The following is a 20,228-nucleotide window of genomic DNA, read 5'->3' on the forward strand; positions in this document are numbered from 1 at the left end:
GTTAACCTTTCCAATTCTGGAAACAATCCCGCAGCAGGATGGTTTCGGTCAGCACGTCTTCGGTGAGCGTGTTCATATAGTCTTGATGGACCGCTTCCAGCGCCAGATAACCCTGATAGCCCGCATCGCGCAGTGTGGCAAACATGGCAGGAAAGTTGAGCGTGCCTTGGGCGAATTTGGTTTGCAAATGACCCATTTTGGCTTGGCGCAGATGGACATGGGTGGCGTGTTTGGCGAGCGGGTCGATTTCGTCCTGGCGGTAGCCGAGGCAGGTGAAGTGGCTGTAATCTAACGCCAATCCGATGCCGGTCTGGTCGATCAGGCGTTGGGTCAGGGCAGGGCTTTCGGCCCAACTTTGCACATGGGGCTCAACGCAGAGTTTGGCGTTGTGGTGGGTCGCGACTTCCAGCAGGGCTTTGATCGATTCGGTGGCTTGCTGGGCGGCTTGATCGCGGGATTGGCCGGGATTGATGATGCCGGGCAGGATGAACACCGAGGCGATATCGGCAGCATCGGCAAAGGCCAGAACGGAGTCTATATCTTTGATATTTAGGGAGATTGTGCCGGGGAGGGAGAGGTTTTGGCCGCTGAGGCCTTCGCCAAACAGATGGTAATAGTTCGGGATGGTGACGCCGAGGTTGCGCAGCGGCTCTGCCGCCGCTTTCGGATCGGCAAGAATTTCCGATTTGTTAAGACCTGAGCGGTAAGACAGACCCACATCCAGTGCGCCGATGCCCAAAGCGCGGCTGATGGCGGCACATTCTTGCAAATTACAAGCGGGGAACGACCATGACGTAAGTGACAGTTTCATCTTAACCCTCGATCTGCACGGCAGCGCCTGCGGCCGCAGAGGCATACATCGCGGCGATTGCCTCGGTGACGCGGGCGCCATTTTCGCCGTTTGCCGGGTTGCCGACGGGTTGTCCGGCGCAGAGGGCGGCGAAATGCGTGACGGGGAGTGTGCCGTCATAATCGGCCTCTCCGGGGGCCATTGCGTAGGTTTCATTGCTGCCGTCAAGACGCGACAGTTCAAGCCGGGCGCGGCCGGATTCGCAATCAAACCAGATGACGCCTTCGGTGCCGTAAAGGCGGATGTCGGTGTGCATGCCGCGTTGTTTCGGCACGGTGGAGGAACCGGATAGGGCCACGGTCGCGCCATTGGTGCAGCGTCCCACGGCGGCGTCGTAGTAATCGACCCCGGTTTTTGATTTGCCATCAAGGCAGTAGATGGATTGGAATTTCACATCGGCGACATGACAGAGCCATGCCAGCGAATGGCTCATCTGGCCCCAAGCGTAACCGCCAGCTTTCGCCGGATCAGACCATGTCGAGGCCGGGGGACGGAACAGGTGGTTGGCGGTTTCCAGCATCGGCTCACCCGCCATCAGATCATCCAGCGCGCTGCCCATTTGGCAGACGGCGTGGCGGATCTGGCCGATTTTGCCGCTGCGCACCCATGTGGCGGCTTGGGCGGTGAAGCTTGTGTAGTTGAGGCCGGTGGAGATCAGAACTTCTCGGTTGGCCGCAATTCCGGCGGCGGCTATGGCACGGCCATCGGCGGCGGATGTGGCCATCGGCTTTTCGACCAGAACATGCGCGCCAACTTGCAGAGCGGCGATGGCGGGGCGGGTGTGGGCGACGTGGGGGGTGGAGATGATCACGCCGTCGAGGGCTTCGGCTTTGATCATTGCGGCCACATCGCTGTAGCGCGCGGTGATGCCGAATTGGTCGCCGACTTGTTGCAGGCGCGCTGGATCAAGATCACAAATGGCGATTTTGTCAACGTTGCCAGAGGCTTGCAGCGCAGGAATATGATTGAAGCAGGCCCACCAGCCGATGCCGACGACTCCGATTTTCGCCATGTTAATCTTCCTGTGCAACGGTGGATTGGTAAACGTTCTGCATATGCGCCTCGGCTGCTGCTGCCGCCGCTGCCGGGTCGCGGGCTTTCAGGGCGTCCAGAAGGCGGCGGTGGTCTTGCAGCGATTGATCCAGAACGCCGGGGCGTTCCGAGGCGCGTTTGCGGAACTCTAGCCCAATGACGTTCAAGGTTTCGCCGATGCGTTTCAGGAAAGCGTTGCCGGAACCGATCCAGATGATTTCGTGGAACTCAAAGTCGGATTTACGGAAGGCCAGCGCATCGCCAATGGTGTCGTGTTGGGCGGTGAGGACGGCCTCAAGCCGGGCCAGATCGGCGTCTGTGATGTTGACGGCGGCGCGGCGGGCGACGTCGGATTCGATCAAGCTGCGGGCGTCGTAAAGCTCGCGGATGTTCATCTGTTCGAGCGACAGGTAGAACTGGATCGGGCCAAGCAGAGCATCGGGGCCAAGATCAGAGATATACGCACCGCCGCCTTGGCGCGATTTCACCACGCCCAACACCGCCAGCCCCCGCATCGCCTCGCGCACCGAGGGGCGCGAGACGTCCAGCGACAGCGCCAGATCACGCTCGGGCGGCAGGGCGTCTCCGGCTTTCAGCACGCCGGATTTTACCATGTCGAGGACGCGGCGGACCACCATTTCGGCGACGGATTCGCGCTGAATCGGGGTTTCAAATTCGATGCGGATCGGGTCGGTCATGTTGCAACCTCGGGCTTGAGGGACCTAGGGGTAGGGAGTTTGATGCGCGGGATCACTACGGATGCGATCAACAATAGGCCAATCACCCCGGTTTGGATATGGCCGGTGATGCTGAGCAGCGCCATGCCATTGCGCAGGTTTAGCACGATCAGGATTGAGAGCAGGGTGCCGATCAAGGTGCCTTTGCCGCCGAAGATGCTGACGCCGCCCAAGAGGACGATGGTGATCACGTCAAGCTCAAAGCCGGAAGCGACATCGCCGCGCACGGCCCCTACGCGGGCGGCATAGAGCAGGCCTGCGAAAGCGGCGGCGGTGCCGGACATGGTGAAGATGATGATCTTGTGGCGGGCGGTGTCGATGCCTGCAAAGTCGGCGACGTCACGGTTTGAGCCGATGACATAGGTTTTGCGCCCGAAACCGGAGCGTTCGAGCAGGATATAGAGCAGGACGAACAGCACGATGAAGGCGATCAGGGCGAAGGGCACCGGGCCGATCAAGCCCTTTTGGCCCAAGGCTGCGAACCAATCGGGGAAACTGCCGATGCCGCGATCTTCCAGCATGACGCGGGCGAGGCCGCGAAAGCCGATCAGGGTGGCGAGGGTGACGACAAGGCTGGGCAGGCCCAAATGGGCGACAAACCAACCGTTGAACAGGCCGCCTGCAACGCCGATGCAGAGGCAGATCAGGATCACCAGCGGCGCGGGGACGCCCATTTGGTAAAGATAGCCGAAGGTGCAGGCGGAAAGCCCCATCATCGAGCCAACCGAGAGGTCAATCTCGGCGTTAATGATCACGAAGGTCATCACGAGGGCGAGGATGATTTTTTCAATCGACAGTTGGAACAGGTTGATTTGGTTTGATATGCCAAGGAAATCCGGGGCAGCGATGGCGTTGAAGGTGAAGATCGCCACGAGGCATGCGAACAGGAAGCCTTCCCAGCTGAACAGACGGCTCATTTTGCAGTCTCCTTGGATTTTTTGGCGCGGAGTTTGGCGAGGCGGCGCGACAGGATGGTGTCGGTGGCGACGGCGAGCAGGATGAGCGCGCCAAGCACCGCTTCGCGCCAGAACTCGCTGACCACGGCCCAACGAACGAGGGAGGTTTCCAACAGATCGACGAGGATTGCGCCGAGGAACGCGCCGATCACCGAACCCGATCCGCCGAAGATATTGACGCCGCCGACGACCGATGAGGCGACGGATTTCAGCTCAAACCCCAGCCCCGCGACCACGGTGATATTGCCGAAACGGGCGAGGAACATGAAGCCCGCAAGGCCCGCCATCAGGCCGGAAAGGGCGAAGGCGGCGAAAACCACGCGCTTGGCGTCGATGCCGGCCATGTCGGCTGCTTCGGGGTTGGAGCCGACCGCGAATAACGCGCGGGCGGGCCGCAGGCGGGTCAGGCAGAGGTGGACGAGGATCACCACGACGAGGCTCGCGGTGAAGCCGGCGCGGAATTCCAGACTGCCGATCGAGAACACCGGCAGGTTGGGGAAATCGGTCAGCCATGCGGGTAGGCTGTCGGACGTGATGGATTTGGCGTTGGAATATTCGACGAGAAACGAGCGAAACAGCGCCATGGTGGCGAGGGTGACGATGATCGAGGGCACGCGGGCGTAGGCCACGAGCAGGCCGTTGACGATGCCAAAGCTGGTGCCGACGAGGGCGGCGTAGAGCAGCAAAAGCAAGGGGTTAAGCTCGGGGTGGTTGGTGATGATGGACCCGGTGGCGAAGGCAGTAAAGCCCACAACAGAGCCGACAGAGAGGTCGATATTGCGGGTCAGGATCACCAAGGTTTGCCCAGTGGCGATCAGCGCCATGATCGCCACCGACGACGAAATTCGGTTGAACAGACGGCCGTTCAGGTAGCCTTCGATCTGGGAGGCGAAGAACAAAATGACGATGGCAAGCACCGCGAGCAGCGCAAGGATGCGCAAAGCGGCGGGGGAGAGGCGGGAAAGCAGAGCCATCAGGCGGCGTCCTTTTGTCCGGTGGCAAGTGCCATGATGGATTCCTGGCTGGCGTCGTCGTGGTTAAGGATCGCCATCTGACGACCCTCGCGCATCACCAGAATACGGTCGCCGAGGGCGAGGACTTCAGGCAAATCCGAGGAAATCACCAAGGCGGTGCCGCCTGCTGCAGTGAAGGCGCGGATCAGGGCGTGGACCTCGGCTTTGGCACCGACGTCGATGCCACGGGTGGGTTCATCGACGATTAGCAGGTCGGGCTCCATGTTCAGCCATTTCGCCAGCATCACCTTTTGCTGGTTGCCTCCCGAGAGATTGCCTACGGCGATATCGGTGTTCGGCGTACGAATGTTCAGTTTTTGCTTGTAGTCCCAAGCGGTTGCGATCTCGGCATGGGTGTTGATCAGACCCATGGGAGTCAGGTATTTCTGCAAGGTCGCAAGGCTGATGTTCCAGCGGATCGGCAGCGCCATCGCCAGACCCAGCTTGCGGCGATCTTCGGACACATAAGCGATGCCTGCGTCAATCGCCTGCCGCGACGAGGTGACTTTCAAAGGCGCGCCTTTGTAGGTGACCGTCTCCGCGCTGGTTTTGAGCATCCCGAACAGGGCCAAGGCCACATCGGTGCGACGTGCACCGATCAGGCCCGCCATCGCGAGGATTTCACCGCGTTTTATGTCGAAAGAGATGTCGTGAAACACACTATCGACGCTAAGGCCCTGCACAGACAGCAAAGTTTCCGATGTGGCGGTCGAGGGCATCTTGGTGAAATAATTGCCAACCTCACGTCCGACCATCTCGGCGATGAGGGTTTGCGGATCGGTGTCGGCGATCCGTTTGGTCGAGATATGCTTGCCATCGCGGATCACCGAAACCCGGTCCGCAAGCTGAAAAACCTCCTCCAATCGGTGCGAGATATAGACGATGGACACGCCATCATCGGCCAAAGCGCGGGCGATGCGGCGCAACTCCTGCGCTTCATGCGCCGAAAGGCTGGCGGTGGGCTCGTCCATGATCAGCACGCGCACGTCTTGGCTGAGGGCGCGGGCGATTTCCACGGCCTGCTGTTCGGCGAGCGACAGGCCCGAGGCGATGCGATCCACATCCAGCGTCATGCCGATACGGGCAATGAGTTCACGCGCGGCGCGGCGCATGGCGGGGCGGTTGAGGAACAGACCGGAAGTGGCTGAAATGAATATGTTTTCGGTGACATCCAGATCGGGAAACACCATCGGTTCTTGGTAAATTGCAGCAATTCCCCGCAACCGGGCGGCTTTCGATCCGTTCAGCACGACGGGGGCACCGTCAACCTCCAGCGCGCCCGAGGAGGGTTGGTGAATGCCGGTCATGATTTTGATCATGGTAGATTTGCCCGCACCATTCTCGCCGACGATGGCGTGAACCTCGCCGGGAAAAAGTTCCAGCGTCATGTCGGTCAAGGCGGCGGTCATCCCGAAATTCTTCGAGACTCCGCGCAGCGCGATCGTGGGGGCTAAGGTCATAGGGTCAATCCGTCGAGAGGGACGCGGCCGAATCTACTCCGGCCGCGCGAAAAATCCTTACTTTGCAGCGGCTTCGACGTTGTCTTTGTTATAGACGGTGAATGGCCCCATCAGGATGCGCTTGGCGCCTTCACGGCCCGGATCGGCCTCAATGGTGTAATCACCCATGCGGCCCGCGGTAAAGGTCTCGCCGATGTCACCCTTGAGCTGGCCCGTGGCCAGACCGTAAGCGGTAAAATAGGTGAGGTAGCCCAGATCACGGAAATCCCACAAAGCGAATTCCGGGGCACAACCGTTCATCGTGTAGCTGACCATTTCAGACGGAAGGCCGAGACCCGACACTTTAACTTTGTCGCACAAACCCTCATCCTGCATAGCTTTTGCCGAAGCTTGGATGCCCACGGTGGTTGGCGACATGATCAGGCCAAGGTCAGGATATTTATCGACCAAAGCCAGCGCGCGGTTGTAGGACACTTCGGCTTGGTCATCGCCATAGACCACGTCGACCAGTTCGATGTCTTTATACTTCGGATCGGCGGCGAGGGCGGCCTTCATCGACTCGATCCAAGCGTTCTGGTTCGAGGCATCTGGGGTCGCCGACAGCACGGCCATTTGACCTTTGCCGCCAAGGATGTTCAGCGCCATATCGGCCATCACGGTGCCGATCGAGCCGAAATCGACCTGTGCGACGAACACGCTTTCGCCTTTGCCGCCGGGGATCGGGCTGTCCCATGTCACGACTTTGGTGCCAGCGGCTTGGGCGGCTTCTGCCGAGGGCACGATCTGGTCGCCCGCGTTGTTCGACAGCATCACCGCGCCCTGTTTTTGGGTGCCGGCGGTGGTCATGATCTCAATTTGGCCAGCGGTGGAATTTTCCGGCGTAGGGCCGGTGAATTCCAGTTTGCCGGGGTTGGCGAGTTCTTTGTGGGCTTCCTGCGCGCCCTCATTGGCCTGATCGAACACCAGAATACCAAGGAATTTCGGCAGCAGAACCATGTTGGTTTCTTTGCCGGGCTCTAGTTTGATGGTGTCGGCATAGGCGAAATTCGCGGTTGTCAGCATCAGGGCTGCGGCTGCGCCGAGTAGAACGTGTTTCATTGTAATCCTCCCAGATTTGGCTGGCACGAACCCCGTGCCGGGTTATTTCCCTTGGTCGCCCGTGGGTTAGTGTGGAACAGGTTTGCGCGGGCCTTGGCCTGCAAGCGCGCGGGTGATGTCTTGGGCCACCAGATATTGCAGCTGATGGATCGCGGCTTCGGAATACCAAGCGGCGTGCGGGGTCAGCAGCAAGTTCGGGGCTGTGCGGAGCGGGCTGTCGGCCTGCAAAGGTTCCACATGGAACACATCGAGGGCGGCGGCGGCGATGGTGCCAGCGGTGAGGGCTGCGGCCAGATCGGATTCGTTGATCAACTGACCTCGGGCAGAATTTACCAGCATCGCATGCGGCTGCATGGTTTTCAGGCGGGTGGCGTTGAAATATTCGGTGGTTTCCGCCGTCGCCGGGGCGTGCAGGCTGATGATATCGGCCTCGCGCAGCAGGGCGTCGGGAGTGACTTTACGGACGCCCATTTCCGCCGCTTGTGCCTCGGTCAGACCGGGATCGGCGGCGAGAAATTGAAAGCCGAAGCCCTTCAGGCGGGCATGTACGGCGCGGCCGATGTTGCCAAGGCCAAAGAATCCGAAGTTGGTTTTATTGAAGGGTTTCATTGGCTTGGCGATTTTCACTGCTGCCCATTCGCCTCGGCGCACCGAATTGTCCATCGCCACCAGTTTGCGCAGCAAGGTCAATGCGGCGGCGGCGGTGTGGTCGGCGACCTCATCAGCGCAATAGTCGGGGACATAGCCGACGCGCAGCCCGTGTTTGGCGCAGGCGGCGAGGTCGATGTTGTTATAGCCAACGCCGTAGCGGATCACGGTGGCACCCGGTTTGACGGCGGCGGCGGCTTCGGGGCCGAAGCTGGCGAATTGCACCACAGCGACATCGGCTCCGGCAACGGCTGCAGCGACTTCCTCGGCGGATTTGCATTGATGTGCTGCGAAATCGGCTCCGGCCGCGCGGGCCGCGGCGGATTCTTGATCCAACGCGGGGAAGGTGTAGTCGGTGACGACGACTTTCATGGGTGAACCTTTAGGTAGTCGTGAATGATCTCGCCGGGGACGAGGGTGAAATCGGCGCGCCAGTAGAAGCCTTGCAAGGGTTCCAGCACGGGCAGGCGGAAGATCGGCATCTGTGCATTGGCGCGCAGTTCCACCGTGCAGGGGCCTTCCCAACATTCATGCACCACCACATCCGACAGCTTACGCGAGGTGAGTTGGCGGATCGCCGGGGTGCCGTCGATGTGGTCGATGGCTTTCAGGTTCAGGTTGGTGGCAAAGTCGAAATAGGGCTTCAGGCGGGCCGGGTCGCAGGGGCGTTGTTTGTAGGGCAAGGTGGTGGTCAGCACGTCAATGCCGTTGCGTTCAACGGTGCCGACGAACAGATCGCCGCGCGCCTCAAGCGTTGGTTTGCCTAGCTTTTTCGGCTGACCATGGATTTCGCGACCATGGGTGACACCGACATCCGAGGACAGCACCAGATAGGGCGAATAGGCGCCTTGCCGATCTTCAAAAGACGCGCCGAACATCACATTGGCCTCGGCATAGGGGCCAAGCCAATCGGTGTCGTTCATCTTGTAGATGTGGCAGCAGGCGATATCGCCTTCCGGGCGCAGGGGCGGCGGCAGCAGGAAGGCCATCGCCGCCGGGTCTGTGCGCCAATACACCGTCAGGATTTCGGCATTGCGAAACCGAAACGGAAACGGCGGGATCATCGGCGCATCCCACGGGGTGGAGAAGCCGCCTTTGCGGATATCGTCCTCGGTGGGAGGCGCTAAAGTCATTGCATCGCAATCCGGCGCACAACGTCTTCTTGCACCTCTATGCCAAGACCGGGGGCGTGGATTGGATAGGCCCAGCCGTCTTTATGCCAGATTTTCTCGGCCAGTAACTCGTCCTGCACGATCACCGGGAAGGGTTTGAATTCAAAGAGTTCGGTGTTGGGGGAAGCCAAGGAAAGATGCAAGGACGCCGCCGTTGTGATACCCGTAGACCAAGCGTGCGCGTTCACTTTCTTGCCGTATTGCATCGCCAAAGCATCGACGCGGCGGAAGCCGGTGATGCCTTCGACGCGGGCGGGGTCGACGCCGTAGACGTCGACAGCTTGGACAAATTCCATCTGGCGGCGATAGCCTGCTTCGGTGAATTCGCGCTCGCCTGAGGCCAAGCGGACCTTGGTATTGGCACGGAGCTTGCGGTAGCCCGCGTCATCGGTGACATAGAGCGGCTCTTCGTACCAGCCGATGCCGAGATCATGCATCCGGTTGGCGACCGAAATCGCGGTATCGACATCCCAACGCACGCCGTTGCCGATATCGACCAGAATTCCCGCATCGGGGCCGAGCGCAGAGCGCAGGGCGCGGATGAAGGAGACATCCACATCCGGGTCGCCGCCGATATTGCTTTCGCCCTTTTTGGCAAAGCCCAGTTTGGTGGAGCGGAAGCCGTTGGCGAAAAAGCCTTCGACATCGGCGACGCAGGCGGCCTCGCCCTTCTTGTTGACATGGCTGGAGGCATTGGCGAGCAAACGGTCATGCTTCAACCCGCCGAACAGCTCATAGAGCGGTTTGCCTTCGATCTTGCCCTTGATATCCCACAAAGCCATATCGACGCCCGAGATCGCCAAGGATGCCACGCCACCCTCGCCATACCACCAGACATGGCGGCGCATCTTCACCCAAAGTGTTTCAATATCAACCGCTTCGCCCAGCAGGATCGGCGTTAACCCTTCGCGGATCACCAAAGCCGTGGCCTTGCACGCCTCGGGCCACATCGCGATGCTTTCACCCCAGCCGACCACGCCGTCATCGGTTTCAACCCGCACCAAAACCGTCCGCCGAATGGTGCCGAAATCATTCGGATCGGGGTATTCAATCGGGATCGGCTCGATCCGCGCTATTTTCGTCATATTCCCCCCTCACCGCGTTTGGCTTTATCTTTGACTTGGTCGCCATATCGCGATACTTCGATAATTGGTAAGGCCAATTAACAACGCTTAGCAATCTGAGGTCAAGAAAAATGTTCAACCTAGCTCCCGTTCCCGTGCCAGATCTGAGTGGCCGCACCGTTTTAGTGACCGGGGCGGGGAAGGGGATTGGCGCGGAATTGGTAAGGATTCTGGTGGCCAACGGGGCAAGGGTGTTCGCTGGAGTGTTCTCGGGCGAAAGCTCGGAAGACCTGCCAGAGGCGGCCACCGTGCTGGTGCTGGATGTGACCAAACAGGCAGATGTGGATGCGGCGATGGCGCGGATTGCCGCCGAATCGGGGCGGTTGGATGTGCTGGTGAACAACGCCGGCATGATAACGCCGATCGGGCCGCTGGCGGAACTGGCGTCGGATGCGCTGGCTCCGGCCTTTGCGGTCAATGTGATCGGGGTGCACCGGATGGCGATTGCGGCGCTGCCACTGCTGCGGGCCTCAAAAGGCGTGATCGTGAATGCGGGGACTGGAGCGGCGACCACGCCGATGGAGGGTTGGACCGTGTATTGCGCCACCAAAGCCGGGATGCGGATGCTGACGCAGATGATGGCGATGGAGCTGGCACCGGATGTGAAAACGTTTTTCGTCGGTATCCCGCCGACCGATACGGCGATGCAGGGCGCGATCCGCGACGCGGGCTTCAATCCGATCAGCAAGATCCCACAAGACAAACTGGTGCGCCCTGCGGTTCCGGCAAGCGTGATGGCTTGGATGTGCGGACCGCAGGCGCGGGACGTCGAGGAGGTTTTGCTCGACGTGCGGCAAGAAATCTTTACCAATTTGATGGACCTGACCGCCTGATGACGGCATGGTGCGCGGCAAAAGCGGAGGGTTACATGGGACGACTTCAGGGTAAACGCGCGCTGATCACGGCGGCGGGGCAGGGCATCGGGCGCGCCTCAGCGCTGATGCTGGCGCGCGAGGGGGCAAAGGTTCTGGCCACCGATGTGAATGAAAAGGCGTTGGCGGAATTGGCGGCAGAGGGCATTGAGACGCGGGTTTTGAACGTGCGCGATCCGGCTGCGATTGCGGCAGCGGCAGCGTTGGGGCCGTTTGACGTGCTGTTCAACTGCGCGGGCTTTGTCGCGGCGGGGTCTATTCTGGACTGTGATGAGGAGCAGTGGGCGTTCAGCCTTGATCTGAACATGACGGCTATGTACCGGATGTGTAAGGCATTTTTACCAGGAATGATTGAGAACGGCGGCGGGTCGATCATCAACATGGCCTCGGTGGCCTCTTCGGTGATCGCAGCGCCGAACCGCTTTGTCTATGGCGCGACCAAGGCCGGGGTAATCGGCCTCACCAAATCCATCGCGGTGGATTTCATCGGCAAGGGCATCCGCTGCAACGCGATCTGCCCCGGCACGGTGGAAAGCCCCTCGCTGGAGCAGCGCCTGCGCGATACCGGTGATTATGAGGCCGCCCGCGCCGCCTTTATCGCCCGCCAACCGATTGGCCGGATTGGCAAAGCCGAAGAAATCGCGGCTTTGGTGACCTATCTCGCTTCCGACGAATCCACCTACACCACCGGCGTCGCGCATGTGATCGACGGCGGTTGGGCCAACGCATAAGGATTAATCATGAAACTGCTTCGTCATGGGCCCGCAGGGGCCGAAAAACCCGGTATTTTGCACAGCGATGGTACGGTGCGCGATCTGTCGGCGATTGTGTCGGACATTGGCGGCGACGTTTTGTCGGATGCTGGCATCGCGAAAGTCCGTGCGGCGGACCCGGCGCGGCTGCCGATTGTGCAGGGCGCGCGGCTGGGGCCTTGCGTGGCGGGCACTGGCAAGTTCATCTGCATCGGGCTGAACTATTCGGATCATGCCGCCGAAACGGGTGCTACGGTGCCGCCCGAGCCGATCATTTTTATGAAGGCCACCAGTGCGATTTGTGGCCCGAACGATCCGATTATCATTCCCCGCACCTCGGAAAAGACCGACTGGGAGGTTGAGCTGGCGGTGATTATCGGCAAGAAGGCCAAATACGTCAGCGAAGCTGAGGCGATGGATTACGTCGCGGGCTATGCGGTGACCAATGACGTGTCGGAGCGGGCTTTCCAGACTGAGCGTTCGGGGCAATGGACCAAGGGTAAATCCTGCGATAATTTCGGCCAGATCGGTCCGTATTTGGTGACGCGGGATGAGGTCGCCGATCCGCAGAATTTGGCGATGTGGCTGACGGTCAATGGCACCAAGATGCAGAACGGCTCCACCAAGACCATGGTGTACGGGGTGAAATATCTGGTCAGTTACCTCAGCCAATTTATGACCTTGCATCCGGGCGATGTGATCTCGACCGGAACGCCTCCGGGTGTGGGCTTGGGGATGAAGCCGCCGAAATACCTGAAGGCCGGGGACGTGGTGGAACTTGCCATCGAAGGCTTGGGCCAGCAGCGGCAAGACGTGATCGCGGATTGAATTCAAGGCCCGGTGGCAACGCCGGGCCTTTTGCCTTTGGGGAGGGCTAAGATGGATCTGATTGACACCCATCAGCATCTGATTTTGCGCGATAAGTTGGGCTATGCTTGGACGACAGGCGTGCCAGCCTTGCAGGGTGATTTTGCGCCCGAGGATTACGCGCGGCTGGTGGCGGGCAAGGGCGTGATCGGCACGGTTTTCATGGAAACCGGGGTCGATGACGGCGACTATCAGGCCGAGGCACGGCTGATCGCGGAGCTGATAGGCTCGGGCGGCATGCTGGGGCAGATCGCCTCTTGTCGGCCCGAGAGTGACGCAGGCTTTGACGATTGGCTGGAGGAGTGTCGCGGGCTTTCGGTGGTGGGGTTCCGGCGCTTGCTGCATGTGGTCGATGATGCGATAAGCCAAAGTGACGGTTTTCGCCGCAATATCCGTAAGATCGGGGCGGCTGGTTATACATACGATATGGTGTTTCATGCGCGCCAACTTGGTATTGCTGAGGCTTTGGCGCGGGCCTGCCCGGATCAGCTGTTGGTGCTAGATCATTGCGGCAACCCGGATGTGGCGGGCGATGGCTTTGACGCTTGGTTGTCGGGGTTAAAGCTGATGGCGGCACTGCCACATATTTGGTTGAAATTCTCTGGCATTACCGTGAATTGTACGCCCGGCACGGCCTCCGTGCCGTTATTGCAGCGCTATACCGATGCGATGCTAGAGGTGTTTGGCCCGGCGCGGATGATCTGGGGTGGCGATTGGCCAGTGGTGAATTTGGCCATAGGGCTGCCGGATTGGATTGACATGAGCCGGGCGATGCTGAGCGATTTGTCAGCGGATGAGCAGAAGATGATTGGCCATCAGAACGCGCGGCGCGTTTATGGGCTGGCGGGCTAAGGGGGGCTTAACGCCCCCCTCGCTGCGCTCCCCCCGTGGGATATTTGCGCGCAGAGGATGACAGTTTTAGATAGATTTTAGGCTTAGCCCATCACCTTGGTGCCCAAACTGTGGCCCTCAGCGGCCTTTTTCTTCGTGCCAGCCGCGCGCAATTCTTCCACCGAGCGCACCTCTAACCGCGCGGCACCGGCCCAGTCGCGGGTCTTCACTTTCGGGGTTTTCAGCCGCTCAATCGCGTCGGGGATCGCATGTGCGTATTGCGGCAGCCATTGCGCTTGGGCGACGAGCAACTCATCGACCATCTGCCAGACCTCCTCCGGCGTGCAGATCGCTCCGACCAGTGGATCGTGCAGAACGGCCTGCTTCAAAAGGTCAACGTCACCCGAAATCGCGGCTTTCATGCCCATCCGCTGCACCGACACCGAGACGTTGCAGGTGGCCGCACAGGCGTCGGGCAGGGTGACACCCTCGATCATATTGATGCCGAAACGGTCGACAAAACCGGGGCTTTCGATGATGCAATCTGTGGGCAAGTTTTTGATAATGCCACCATTTTTCACATTGAAATGGCCGCGATAAGTGCGCCCTGTTTCCAAGGCCTCAAGGATATGCGAGGCATGTTCATCGGTGCGCTGGTAGTCGGAGAGCGGCTTGCCCGCTTCCTCCAGAAACACCGGGAAATCGGTTTCAAACCAGTTGCGATTCTCGGTGGTGTAGCGCAGATAACCGCCGGTTTCGCCGTGAATCCAATCATCCATGCTGATCCAATTCTGGATTTCCTCAGGGCGCTTGCGATACCACGGCAGGTATTCCGACAGATGGCCGTTGCTTTCGGTCGAATAGAAGCCAAAACGTTTCAGCACGTCGATGCGGACTTTTTCCTGTTTTGAAAAAGTCGGATGGCGTTCAAACGCTGCAAGCAGTTCGGTTTGGCTGACTTTGCGGCCCTGATGGCGAATGTCGAGATACCAGGTTTGATGGTTAATGCCGGAACAGATCACATCAACCTCGTCCATCGGCACCCGCAAAGCGGCGGCGATCTGGCGGTGGCCGTTTTGGACGCCGTGACAGAGGCCGACCGTGTTGACGCCGCCATGATCAATCACGGCCCAAGTCATCATCGCCATCGGGTTGGCGTAGTTGAGCAAAAGTGCGCCGGACTCAGATACCTCTTTGATATCCTTGCAAAACTCTAGCACCGCCATAATGCCGCGCTGCGCATACATCAGCCCGCCCGCGCAGATCGTGTCGCCGACGCATTGATCAACGCCGTATTTCAGCGGGATGCGGATATCGTCGGCAAAGGCCTCAAGCCCGCCGATGCGCACCACGTTCATAATATAGCGCGCGTCTTTCAGCGCTTCGCGCCGGTCAGTCGTGGCGGTGACGCGGGCCGGCAGGTTGTTCACCTTCACGATGCGCGAGATGATTTGCTGTACCATTTCAAGATTATGCGCGTTGATATCGGTCAGCGCGATCTCAATCCCCGCGAATTCCGGCACTTTCAGGATGTCCGAGCAGAGTTTTTTGGTGAAGCCGACCGATCCGGCTCCGATGATGGCGATTTTGAAGGTCATCTTAGCCTGCCTTCCGCGCCGAAACCCGCGCCCATTGCGGCAGCCAATCGTCGTGGGCGGCGAGCAGGTCATGGGTCAGGTTCCAGATTTGGTCGAGATCAAGCTCGGCCCCGGTGTGGGGATCAAGCATGGCGGCGTGGTAGATGTGTTCGGGGTTCTCATTGAGCAAGGCCGCGACGGTGAGCTCCTGTACGTTGATATTGGTGCGCATCAGGCCGATCAGTTGCGGTGGAATGTCTTTGACAACAGTGGGTTGCAAGCCGTTGCTGTCGACCAGCGTCGGCACTTCAACAGCGCAGCCTTCGGGGAGTTGCGGGATGAAACCCTTGTTGGCGATGTTGCCGTAGATCACAGAAGGCTCACCTGTGATCACCGAATTGACGATCTGGCTGGCGTATTCGTGGGATTCCTTCAGCTCCACCGTATTGGCAGATTTCAGTGTGGCGGCTTCTTTCTTCCAGCGCGCGATCTGTTCAACACAACGCTTGGGGTATTCATCCAACGGGATGCCGAATTTCTCGATCAGATCGGGGCGGTCGCGTTTGATGAACCACGGAGTGTATTCGGCGAAATGTTCCGAGGATTCGGTGACGAAATAGCCCAGCCGTGTGAGCATTTCATAGCGCACTTTGTTGGGGCAGCGGGGGTTCCAGTGGCTGGGCTTCGGGAAGCGACCCTCACGGTAACCCTTTTGCAGGGCGGGATAAAGATCGACATAGCTGCCATCGGGCTGGCGATGTTCAAAGTTCAGATAGAAGGCCATATGGTTGATGCCTCCGGCGCGGTAGCGGATTTCTTCGACCGGAATGTCGAGATCGCGGGCGAGTTCAAACGCGGTGCCTTGCACGGAATGGCAGAGGCCGACTTGCCGGATTGTCGGATATTTCGCGGCAATCGCCCAAGTGTTGATCGCCATTGGGTTGACGTATTGCAGCAGGATCGCGTTGGGTGCTATGGCGAGCAGGTCTTCGCAGATGTCCCAGAGCACGGGAACAGTGCGCAATCCGCGCATGATGCCGCCGATGCCCAGCGTGTCGGCGATGGTCTGGCGCAGACCATAGGCTTTCGGGATTTCAAAATCGGTGACGGTGCAAGGCTCGTAGCCGCCGACCTGAAAGCAGCAGACCACGAAATCGGCACCTTCCAAAGCGCGGCGCTGGTTGGTGTAGGTTTTGATTGTGGCTTTGCCGCCAAGCGCTTGCGCCAGTTTGCCGACGATGATTTCGGATTCTTCTAAGCGTTGCGGGTTGATGTCCATTAGGCGGACTTCGGCACCGGAAAGGGCAGCGCGTTGCAGGATGTCGCCTGCGATGTTCTTGGTGAATACGGCGGAGCCTGCGCCGATGAAGGTGATGACGGGATTAGCCATGATTTCCTCAGGTTGCGATTTCAAAAGCCGCGCGGACAAGGCGGCGGGTGTAGGCGGTTTGCGGGTTTTCCAGCACGTCAGCGACCGGGCCTTGTTCAACGATCTGGCCGTTTTGCATGACAATAACGCGGTGACACAGGGCGCGCACGACCTTGAGATCGTGGCTGATGAACAGGTAGGACAAGCCCCGGTCGCGCTGAAGTTTGCGTAAGAGCTCAATGATTTGCGCTTGAACAGAGAGGTCCAAGGCAGAGGTCGGCTCATCCAGCAGAATGAATTCCGGCTCCAAAGCGATGGCGCGGGCGATGGCGAGGCGTTGACGTTGGCCGCCAGAAAACTCGTGCGGGAAGCGTGACAGGATGGTGTCGGGCAGGCCCGCATCGCGCAGGGCGGTTTTGACGCGCTCAATGCGTTCGGCGCGGGTTTTGCCGATGCCGTTGACGATCAGGCCTTCTTCGATCAACTGGCGCACCGACATACGGGGATTGAGGCTGCTGAACGGGTCTTGGAACACGATCTGCATGCGCTGGCGGTAGGGTTTCATTCCTGCGCGATCCAAGCTGTCGATGCGGTTGCCGAGGAAATCGACCTCGCCGCCGCTCAGCTTGTTCAACCGCAGCAGGGCTTGGCCGAACGTGGTCTTGCCGGACCCGGATTCACCCACCAAACCAAGGGTTTCACCACGTTTCAGGTTCAGCGAAAGCCCATCGACGGCTCGCAGATCATAAAGGCTGCCGCGGAACGCGCCGCCCTTGCGCAGGGTGTAGGTGACGCGGATATTGCGGCCTGCCAGCACGGTTTCGGGGCTGCCTTGCAGCGCGTTGGCGGTGCCTTTGGGTTCCGAGGACAACAGCCGTTTGGTGTAGGGGTGCTGCGGGTTGGTAAACACGGATTCGGTCGGGCCTTCTTCACGCACCAAGCCGTGTTGCATGACATAGACATGGTCAGCAAACTGGCGCACGACGGTCAGATCGTGGGTGATCAGGATCACCGCCATGCCGTTTTTCTGCTGCAAAGCTTTTATCAGGTTAAGGATTTCGGCTTGCACTGTCACATCCAGCGCCGTGGTCGGCTCATCCGCGATCAGCACATCGGGGTTGTTGGCCAAGGCCATTGCGATCATCACCCGTTGGCGTTGACCGCCGGAGAGTTGGTGCGGGTATTGCCGCACACGCGCTTCCGGGTCGGGGATTTGCACTTCGGCCAGCAGTTCCACCGCGCGTTTTAATGCATTGGCTTTGCTGATCTTTTGGTGGATGCACAGCACTTCGGCCAGTTGCGCGCCGATGGTGTAGACCGGGTTCAGCGACGACATTGGCTCTTGAAAGATCATCGTCAGGCGGTTGCCACGCAAGCCCCGCATTTCGCGATCCGACAGGCGGGCCATGTTTTTTCCGCCGTAGTTGATCTCGGTTTTCTCGGAAACCCGCGCCCGCTTTGACAGCAGTTTCATAATGGCGCGCGCAGTGACGGATTTACCCGAGCCGGATTCCCCGACCAAAGCAATGGTTTGGCCTTTGTGCAGGGTGAATGACACATCCTTGACGGCCTCAATCTGGCCGCCGTCCACTTTGAAGCTGACGCCGATATTGCGGGCCTCAATGGCGATTTCTGTGCTCATGTTCAGGCCTCAATACGGGTCAATGGCGTCGCGCAAACCGTCACCCAGCGCGTTGAAGGCGAAGACGGCAAGCAGCACGAAGCCGACGGGCGACAGTATCCACGGGTAGGAACCGATCACCGAAAAGGTGCCCGCGTCTTGCAGCATCAGGCCCCAAGAGATCAGCGGCGGTTTGACAGCGAAGCCGAGGAAGCCGAGGAAAGACTCGAGCAGAATGATGGTTGGGATGCCAAGGGTGACGGCGACGATGACGTGGCTCATCACATTGGGCAGAATATGCCGCGTGATGATGCGGCGATCAGAGGCCCCCACCGCCATAGCGGCGCGGACGTAATCGACGCGGGCCATCGACATGGTTTTGCCCCTGACTTCGCGGGAAAGTTGCGCCCAGCCGAGGCCGACGATCACCAGAATCACGAAGCTGAGGAAGATGTACGAGGGCGCGGTGACTGGGATCAGGGTGGTTAAAGCGAGGTAGAGCGGCAGTTGCGGGAAGGCGAGGATAATCTCGACAAAGCGTTGAAACCACATGTCAAATCTGCCGCCAAGGTAGCCCGAGGTGATGCCCGCCAAGGTGCCAATCACGGTGATCAGGGTGATCGAGACCAGCGAGATCATCAGGCTGATCCGGCTGCCGACGATGCCGCGTGACAGGATATCGCGCCCCAATTTGTCGGTGCCGAGGATATGCAGCGAGCTGCCGTCGGACACGCCGATAAAGTGGCGGTTGGTCGGGATCAGGCCGAGGAATTTGTAGTCCCAGCCTTTGGCGAACAGGGCCAGCGGGCGAGGGTTTTCCATGTCGGGGCCCATGAGGGGCTGGTAGGTGACGGGATCAAGCTCGGCGCTTTCGGTGATCGCGTAGGCGACGGGCCAAAGCGTGAAGCTGTCTTTGGTGAAGAAGGAAATCTGATCCGGCGGGGCAAACGAGGCGGTGTTGGCGTTGGGGTTCATCGGCGCGAAGAAATTGGCGAAGATGGCGATGATCAGCAGGGCGCAGACCAAAGTGAAGCCGACCATGCCGGGTATGGATTTGCGAAAGCGGCGCCAGACGAGGGCAGGGTAGCTTTGCGAGGTCGAGGGCGCGGTGGAAAGCCGGTCGTCAGCGGCTTCGCCTGCGTGGATATGCGGGGTGCTCATGTATCTGCTCCGACACGAATACGGGGATCAAGGGCCACCAGCAGCAGGTCGGCGATGATATTGCCGATGATCAGGGTGGCACCTAAGACCAGCAAGAGGGTGGCGGTGACATAGACATCACCGATCGCCATTGAGCCGACAATGGCCGGGCCGATGGTGGCGAGGCCGAAGACGATGGCGACCTCGATTTCTCCGGTCAGCATGTAGGGCAGCACGACGCCTTGATAGGCGATCAGCGGGTGCAAAGCGTTTGGCACCGCATGGCGCAGGATCACAGCGCCTTCGCCAAGCCCCTTGGCGCGGGCGGTTTCGACATATTGCGCGTTCAGGGTGTCGAGCAGATTTGCCCGCATAACCCGCATGTTATAGGCCAGCCCGCCGATGGTGGCGACAAGGATCACTGGCCAAATGTGCTGGATCAGGTTCCACAGCTTGGCCCAGTTGAAGTCAAACCAGCCCAGCCAATAGGGTTGCCCACCGAATTTTGACGAATAAAAGCTGCCGATTTCCTGCACGTTCAGTTTGTAGGCCAGCACATAGAGGATGATCAGCGCCAGCAGAAAACGCGGAATGGTCATGCCAAGGAAAGAGATGAACGACAGCACGGTGTCGACCCATGTATATTGCTTAACGGCGGCGAGGATGCCGAAGGAAATCCCCAGCAGCGAGGCCAAGATATGGCAGGTCAAGGCGATGGCGATGGTTGCGGGCAGGCGCTGCATCACCACATCCAGCACGGGTTTGTTATAGGCGTAGGACATGCCGAAATCACCGTGCGCCACGATACCCCAGATCCAGCGGCCATATTGCAGCACCATCGGATCGTTCAGCCCATTGGCGGCGCGGTAAGCATTGGCGGCGGCGGTGGCGGCCTCGGGGGTGGCACCGCCCTGCACGATCATATTGCCGCGGATGAAATCGCCGTAGTCGCCCGGAGGGGCTTGGATGATGGCGAAGGTGATGATGCTCATCACCATCAGCACGGGAATGGATTGCAAAATGCGGGTCACAAGGAAACGCAGCATGGGGCTTGCCTGACGCGATAAGGGGCGGGTCCGGTGGGCAGGCGTGCCCGCCCACCGGGGAGT

At 59.8% G+C, this 20,228-nt stretch carries 19 protein-coding genes; 4 read left to right on the plus strand and 15 right to left on the minus strand.

The features are described from left to right. Position 1 precedes the first annotated feature (1 nt). From AKV04_RS22965 to AKV04_RS23010, 10 genes are all read right to left on the minus strand, one after another. Entirely contained in the window at positions 2-811 is an 810-nt protein-coding gene (locus AKV04_RS22965) for a sugar phosphate isomerase/epimerase family protein (protein ID WP_054008740.1), read from the minus strand. A gap of 1 nt (position 812) precedes the next feature. After that, positions 813-1,862 (minus strand): Gfo/Idh/MocA family protein, encoded by a 1,050-nt coding sequence (locus AKV04_RS22970; RefSeq protein WP_054008741.1) that lies wholly within the window; start codon positions 1,860-1,862, stop codon positions 813-815. A 1-nt stretch (position 1,863) separates the two neighbouring features. Continuing rightward, positions 1,864-2,580 carry a FadR/GntR family transcriptional regulator gene (locus tag AKV04_RS22975; protein WP_054008742.1) on the minus strand — a complete coding sequence of 239 codons (717 nt, stop codon included), beginning with the start codon at positions 2,578-2,580 and terminating at the stop codon, positions 1,864-1,866. Beyond that, positions 2,577-3,536, minus strand: a complete 960-nt coding sequence (locus AKV04_RS22980; protein ID WP_054008743.1) for an ABC transporter permease — start codon at positions 3,534-3,536, stop codon at positions 2,577-2,579. Before AKV04_RS22980 ends, AKV04_RS22975 begins: the two co-directional genes overlap by 4 nt. Continuing rightward, entirely contained in the window at positions 3,533-4,549 is a 1,017-nt protein-coding gene (locus AKV04_RS22985) for an ABC transporter permease (RefSeq protein ID WP_054008744.1), read from the minus strand. Before AKV04_RS22985 ends, AKV04_RS22980 begins: the two co-directional genes overlap by 4 nt. Then, positions 4,549-6,048, minus strand: coding sequence for a sugar ABC transporter ATP-binding protein (locus AKV04_RS22990; RefSeq protein WP_054008745.1), 1,500 nt, complete (start codon positions 6,046-6,048; stop codon positions 4,549-4,551). The genes AKV04_RS22985 and AKV04_RS22990 overlap by 1 nt, the downstream gene beginning before the upstream one ends. Positions 6,049-6,105: 57 nt before the next feature. Continuing rightward, complete coding sequence (locus AKV04_RS22995; RefSeq protein ID WP_054008746.1) at positions 6,106-7,146, minus strand: rhamnose ABC transporter substrate-binding protein; 1,041 nt, start codon at positions 7,144-7,146, stop codon at positions 6,106-6,108. A 66-nt stretch (positions 7,147-7,212) separates the two neighbouring features. Then, positions 7,213-8,166, minus strand: coding sequence for a C-terminal binding protein (locus AKV04_RS23000; RefSeq protein ID WP_054008747.1), 954 nt, complete (start codon positions 8,164-8,166; stop codon positions 7,213-7,215). Further along, complete coding sequence (locus tag AKV04_RS23005; protein WP_054008748.1) at positions 8,163-8,927, minus strand: acetoacetate decarboxylase family protein; 765 nt, start codon at positions 8,925-8,927, stop codon at positions 8,163-8,165. Before AKV04_RS23005 ends, AKV04_RS23000 begins: the two co-directional genes overlap by 4 nt. Beyond that, positions 8,924-10,051, minus strand: coding sequence for a mandelate racemase/muconate lactonizing enzyme family protein (locus AKV04_RS23010; RefSeq protein ID WP_054008749.1), 1,128 nt, complete (start codon positions 10,049-10,051; stop codon positions 8,924-8,926). The genes AKV04_RS23005 and AKV04_RS23010 overlap by 4 nt, the downstream gene beginning before the upstream one ends. A gap of 110 nt (positions 10,052-10,161) precedes the next feature. On the opposite strand from AKV04_RS23010, the gene AKV04_RS23015 reads away from it, so the two are divergent. From AKV04_RS23015 to AKV04_RS23030, 4 genes are read left to right on the plus strand one after another with little or no spacing between them, the layout of a single operon-like run. After that, positions 10,162-10,923 carry an SDR family oxidoreductase gene (locus AKV04_RS23015; RefSeq protein WP_054008750.1) on the plus strand — a complete coding sequence of 254 codons (762 nt, stop codon included), beginning with the start codon at positions 10,162-10,164 and terminating at the stop codon, positions 10,921-10,923. A 35-nt stretch (positions 10,924-10,958) separates the two neighbouring features. Beyond that, positions 10,959-11,693, plus strand: a complete 735-nt coding sequence (locus AKV04_RS23020; protein ID WP_054008751.1) for an SDR family oxidoreductase — start codon at positions 10,959-10,961, stop codon at positions 11,691-11,693. 9 nt (positions 11,694-11,702) lie between these two features. Further along, positions 11,703-12,542: a fumarylacetoacetate hydrolase family protein gene (locus AKV04_RS23025; RefSeq protein WP_054008752.1), complete on the plus strand. Its 840-nt coding sequence runs from the start codon at positions 11,703-11,705 to the stop codon at positions 12,540-12,542. A gap of 51 nt (positions 12,543-12,593) precedes the next feature. After that, on the plus strand, positions 12,594-13,433 hold the full coding sequence (locus tag AKV04_RS23030; RefSeq protein WP_054008753.1) for an amidohydrolase family protein: 840 nt from the start codon (positions 12,594-12,596) through the stop codon (positions 13,431-13,433). Positions 13,434-13,516: 83 nt separating this feature from the next. Here the strand turns inward: AKV04_RS23030 and melA (AKV04_RS23035) are convergent, their stop codons facing one another. From melA (AKV04_RS23035) to AKV04_RS23055, 5 genes are read right to left on the minus strand one after another with little or no spacing between them, the layout of a single operon-like run. Next, a complete protein-coding gene (gene melA / locus AKV04_RS23035) occupies positions 13,517-15,010 on the minus strand; it encodes an alpha-glucosidase/alpha-galactosidase (protein ID WP_054008754.1) in 1,494 nt (497 codons plus the stop codon). A gap of 1 nt (position 15,011) precedes the next feature. Further along, positions 15,012-16,379 (minus strand): alpha-glucosidase/alpha-galactosidase, encoded by a 1,368-nt coding sequence (gene melA, locus AKV04_RS23040; protein WP_054008819.1) that lies wholly within the window; start codon positions 16,377-16,379, stop codon positions 15,012-15,014. 7 nt (positions 16,380-16,386) lie between these two features. Beyond that, on the minus strand, positions 16,387-18,000 hold the full coding sequence (locus tag AKV04_RS23045) for an ABC transporter ATP-binding protein (RefSeq protein ID WP_054008755.1): 1,614 nt from the start codon (positions 17,998-18,000) through the stop codon (positions 16,387-16,389). 9 nt (positions 18,001-18,009) lie between these two features. Continuing rightward, on the minus strand, positions 18,010-19,140 hold the full coding sequence (locus AKV04_RS23050; protein ID WP_082351812.1) for an ABC transporter permease: 1,131 nt from the start codon (positions 19,138-19,140) through the stop codon (positions 18,010-18,012). After that, a complete protein-coding gene (locus tag AKV04_RS23055) occupies positions 19,137-20,165 on the minus strand; it encodes an ABC transporter permease (protein WP_054008756.1) in 1,029 nt (342 codons plus the stop codon). The genes AKV04_RS23050 and AKV04_RS23055 overlap by 4 nt, the downstream gene beginning before the upstream one ends. Positions 20,166-20,228: the final 63 nt, after the last annotated feature.

Source organism: Cypionkella psychrotolerans, from assembly GCF_001294535.1.
Taxonomy (GTDB): domain Bacteria; phylum Pseudomonadota; class Alphaproteobacteria; order Rhodobacterales; family Rhodobacteraceae; genus Cypionkella; species Cypionkella psychrotolerans.

Excerpts from the sequence above, each read along its gene's own strand:
- AKV04_RS22995 (WP_054008746.1), bottom strand. The coding sequence starts at position 7,146 with ATGAAACACGTTCTACTCGGCGCAGCCGCAGCCCTGATGCTGACAACC.
- AKV04_RS22965 (WP_054008740.1), bottom strand. The coding sequence starts at position 811 with ATGAAACTGTCACTTACGTCATGGTCGTTCCCCGCTTGTAATTTGCAA.
- AKV04_RS22985 (WP_054008744.1), bottom strand. The coding sequence starts at position 4,549 with ATGGCTCTGCTTTCCCGCCTCTCCCCCGCCGCTTTGCGCATCCTTGCG.
- AKV04_RS23005 (WP_054008748.1), bottom strand. The coding sequence starts at position 8,927 with ATGACTTTAGCGCCTCCCACCGAGGACGATATCCGCAAAGGCGGCTTC.
- AKV04_RS22980 (WP_054008743.1), bottom strand. The coding sequence starts at position 3,536 with ATGAGCCGTCTGTTCAGCTGGGAAGGCTTCCTGTTCGCATGCCTCGTG.
- AKV04_RS22970 (WP_054008741.1), bottom strand. The coding sequence starts at position 1,862 with ATGGCGAAAATCGGAGTCGTCGGCATCGGCTGGTGGGCCTGCTTCAAT.
- AKV04_RS23015 (WP_054008750.1), top strand. The coding sequence starts at position 10,162 with ATGTTCAACCTAGCTCCCGTTCCCGTGCCAGATCTGAGTGGCCGCACC.
- AKV04_RS22975 (WP_054008742.1), bottom strand. The coding sequence starts at position 2,580 with ATGACCGACCCGATCCGCATCGAATTTGAAACCCCGATTCAGCGCGAA.
- AKV04_RS23050 (WP_082351812.1), bottom strand. The coding sequence starts at position 19,140 with ATGAGCACCCCGCATATCCACGCAGGCGAAGCCGCTGACGACCGGCTT.
- AKV04_RS23030 (WP_054008753.1), top strand. The coding sequence starts at position 12,594 with ATGGATCTGATTGACACCCATCAGCATCTGATTTTGCGCGATAAGTTG.
- melA (WP_054008754.1), bottom strand. The coding sequence starts at position 15,010 with ATGACCTTCAAAATCGCCATCATCGGAGCCGGATCGGTCGGCTTCACC.
- AKV04_RS23025 (WP_054008752.1), top strand. The coding sequence starts at position 11,703 with ATGAAACTGCTTCGTCATGGGCCCGCAGGGGCCGAAAAACCCGGTATT.
- AKV04_RS22990 (WP_054008745.1), bottom strand. The coding sequence starts at position 6,048 with ATGACCTTAGCCCCCACGATCGCGCTGCGCGGAGTCTCGAAGAATTTC.
- AKV04_RS23045 (WP_054008755.1), bottom strand. The coding sequence starts at position 18,000 with ATGAGCACAGAAATCGCCATTGAGGCCCGCAATATCGGCGTCAGCTTC.
- AKV04_RS23000 (WP_054008747.1), bottom strand. The coding sequence starts at position 8,166 with ATGAAAGTCGTCGTCACCGACTACACCTTCCCCGCGTTGGATCAAGAA.
- melA (WP_054008819.1), bottom strand. The coding sequence starts at position 16,379 with ATGGCTAATCCCGTCATCACCTTCATCGGCGCAGGCTCCGCCGTATTC.
- AKV04_RS23055 (WP_054008756.1), bottom strand. The coding sequence starts at position 20,165 with ATGCTGCGTTTCCTTGTGACCCGCATTTTGCAATCCATTCCCGTGCTG.
- AKV04_RS23010 (WP_054008749.1), bottom strand. The coding sequence starts at position 10,051 with ATGACGAAAATAGCGCGGATCGAGCCGATCCCGATTGAATACCCCGAT.
- AKV04_RS23020 (WP_054008751.1), top strand. The coding sequence starts at position 10,959 with ATGGGACGACTTCAGGGTAAACGCGCGCTGATCACGGCGGCGGGGCAG.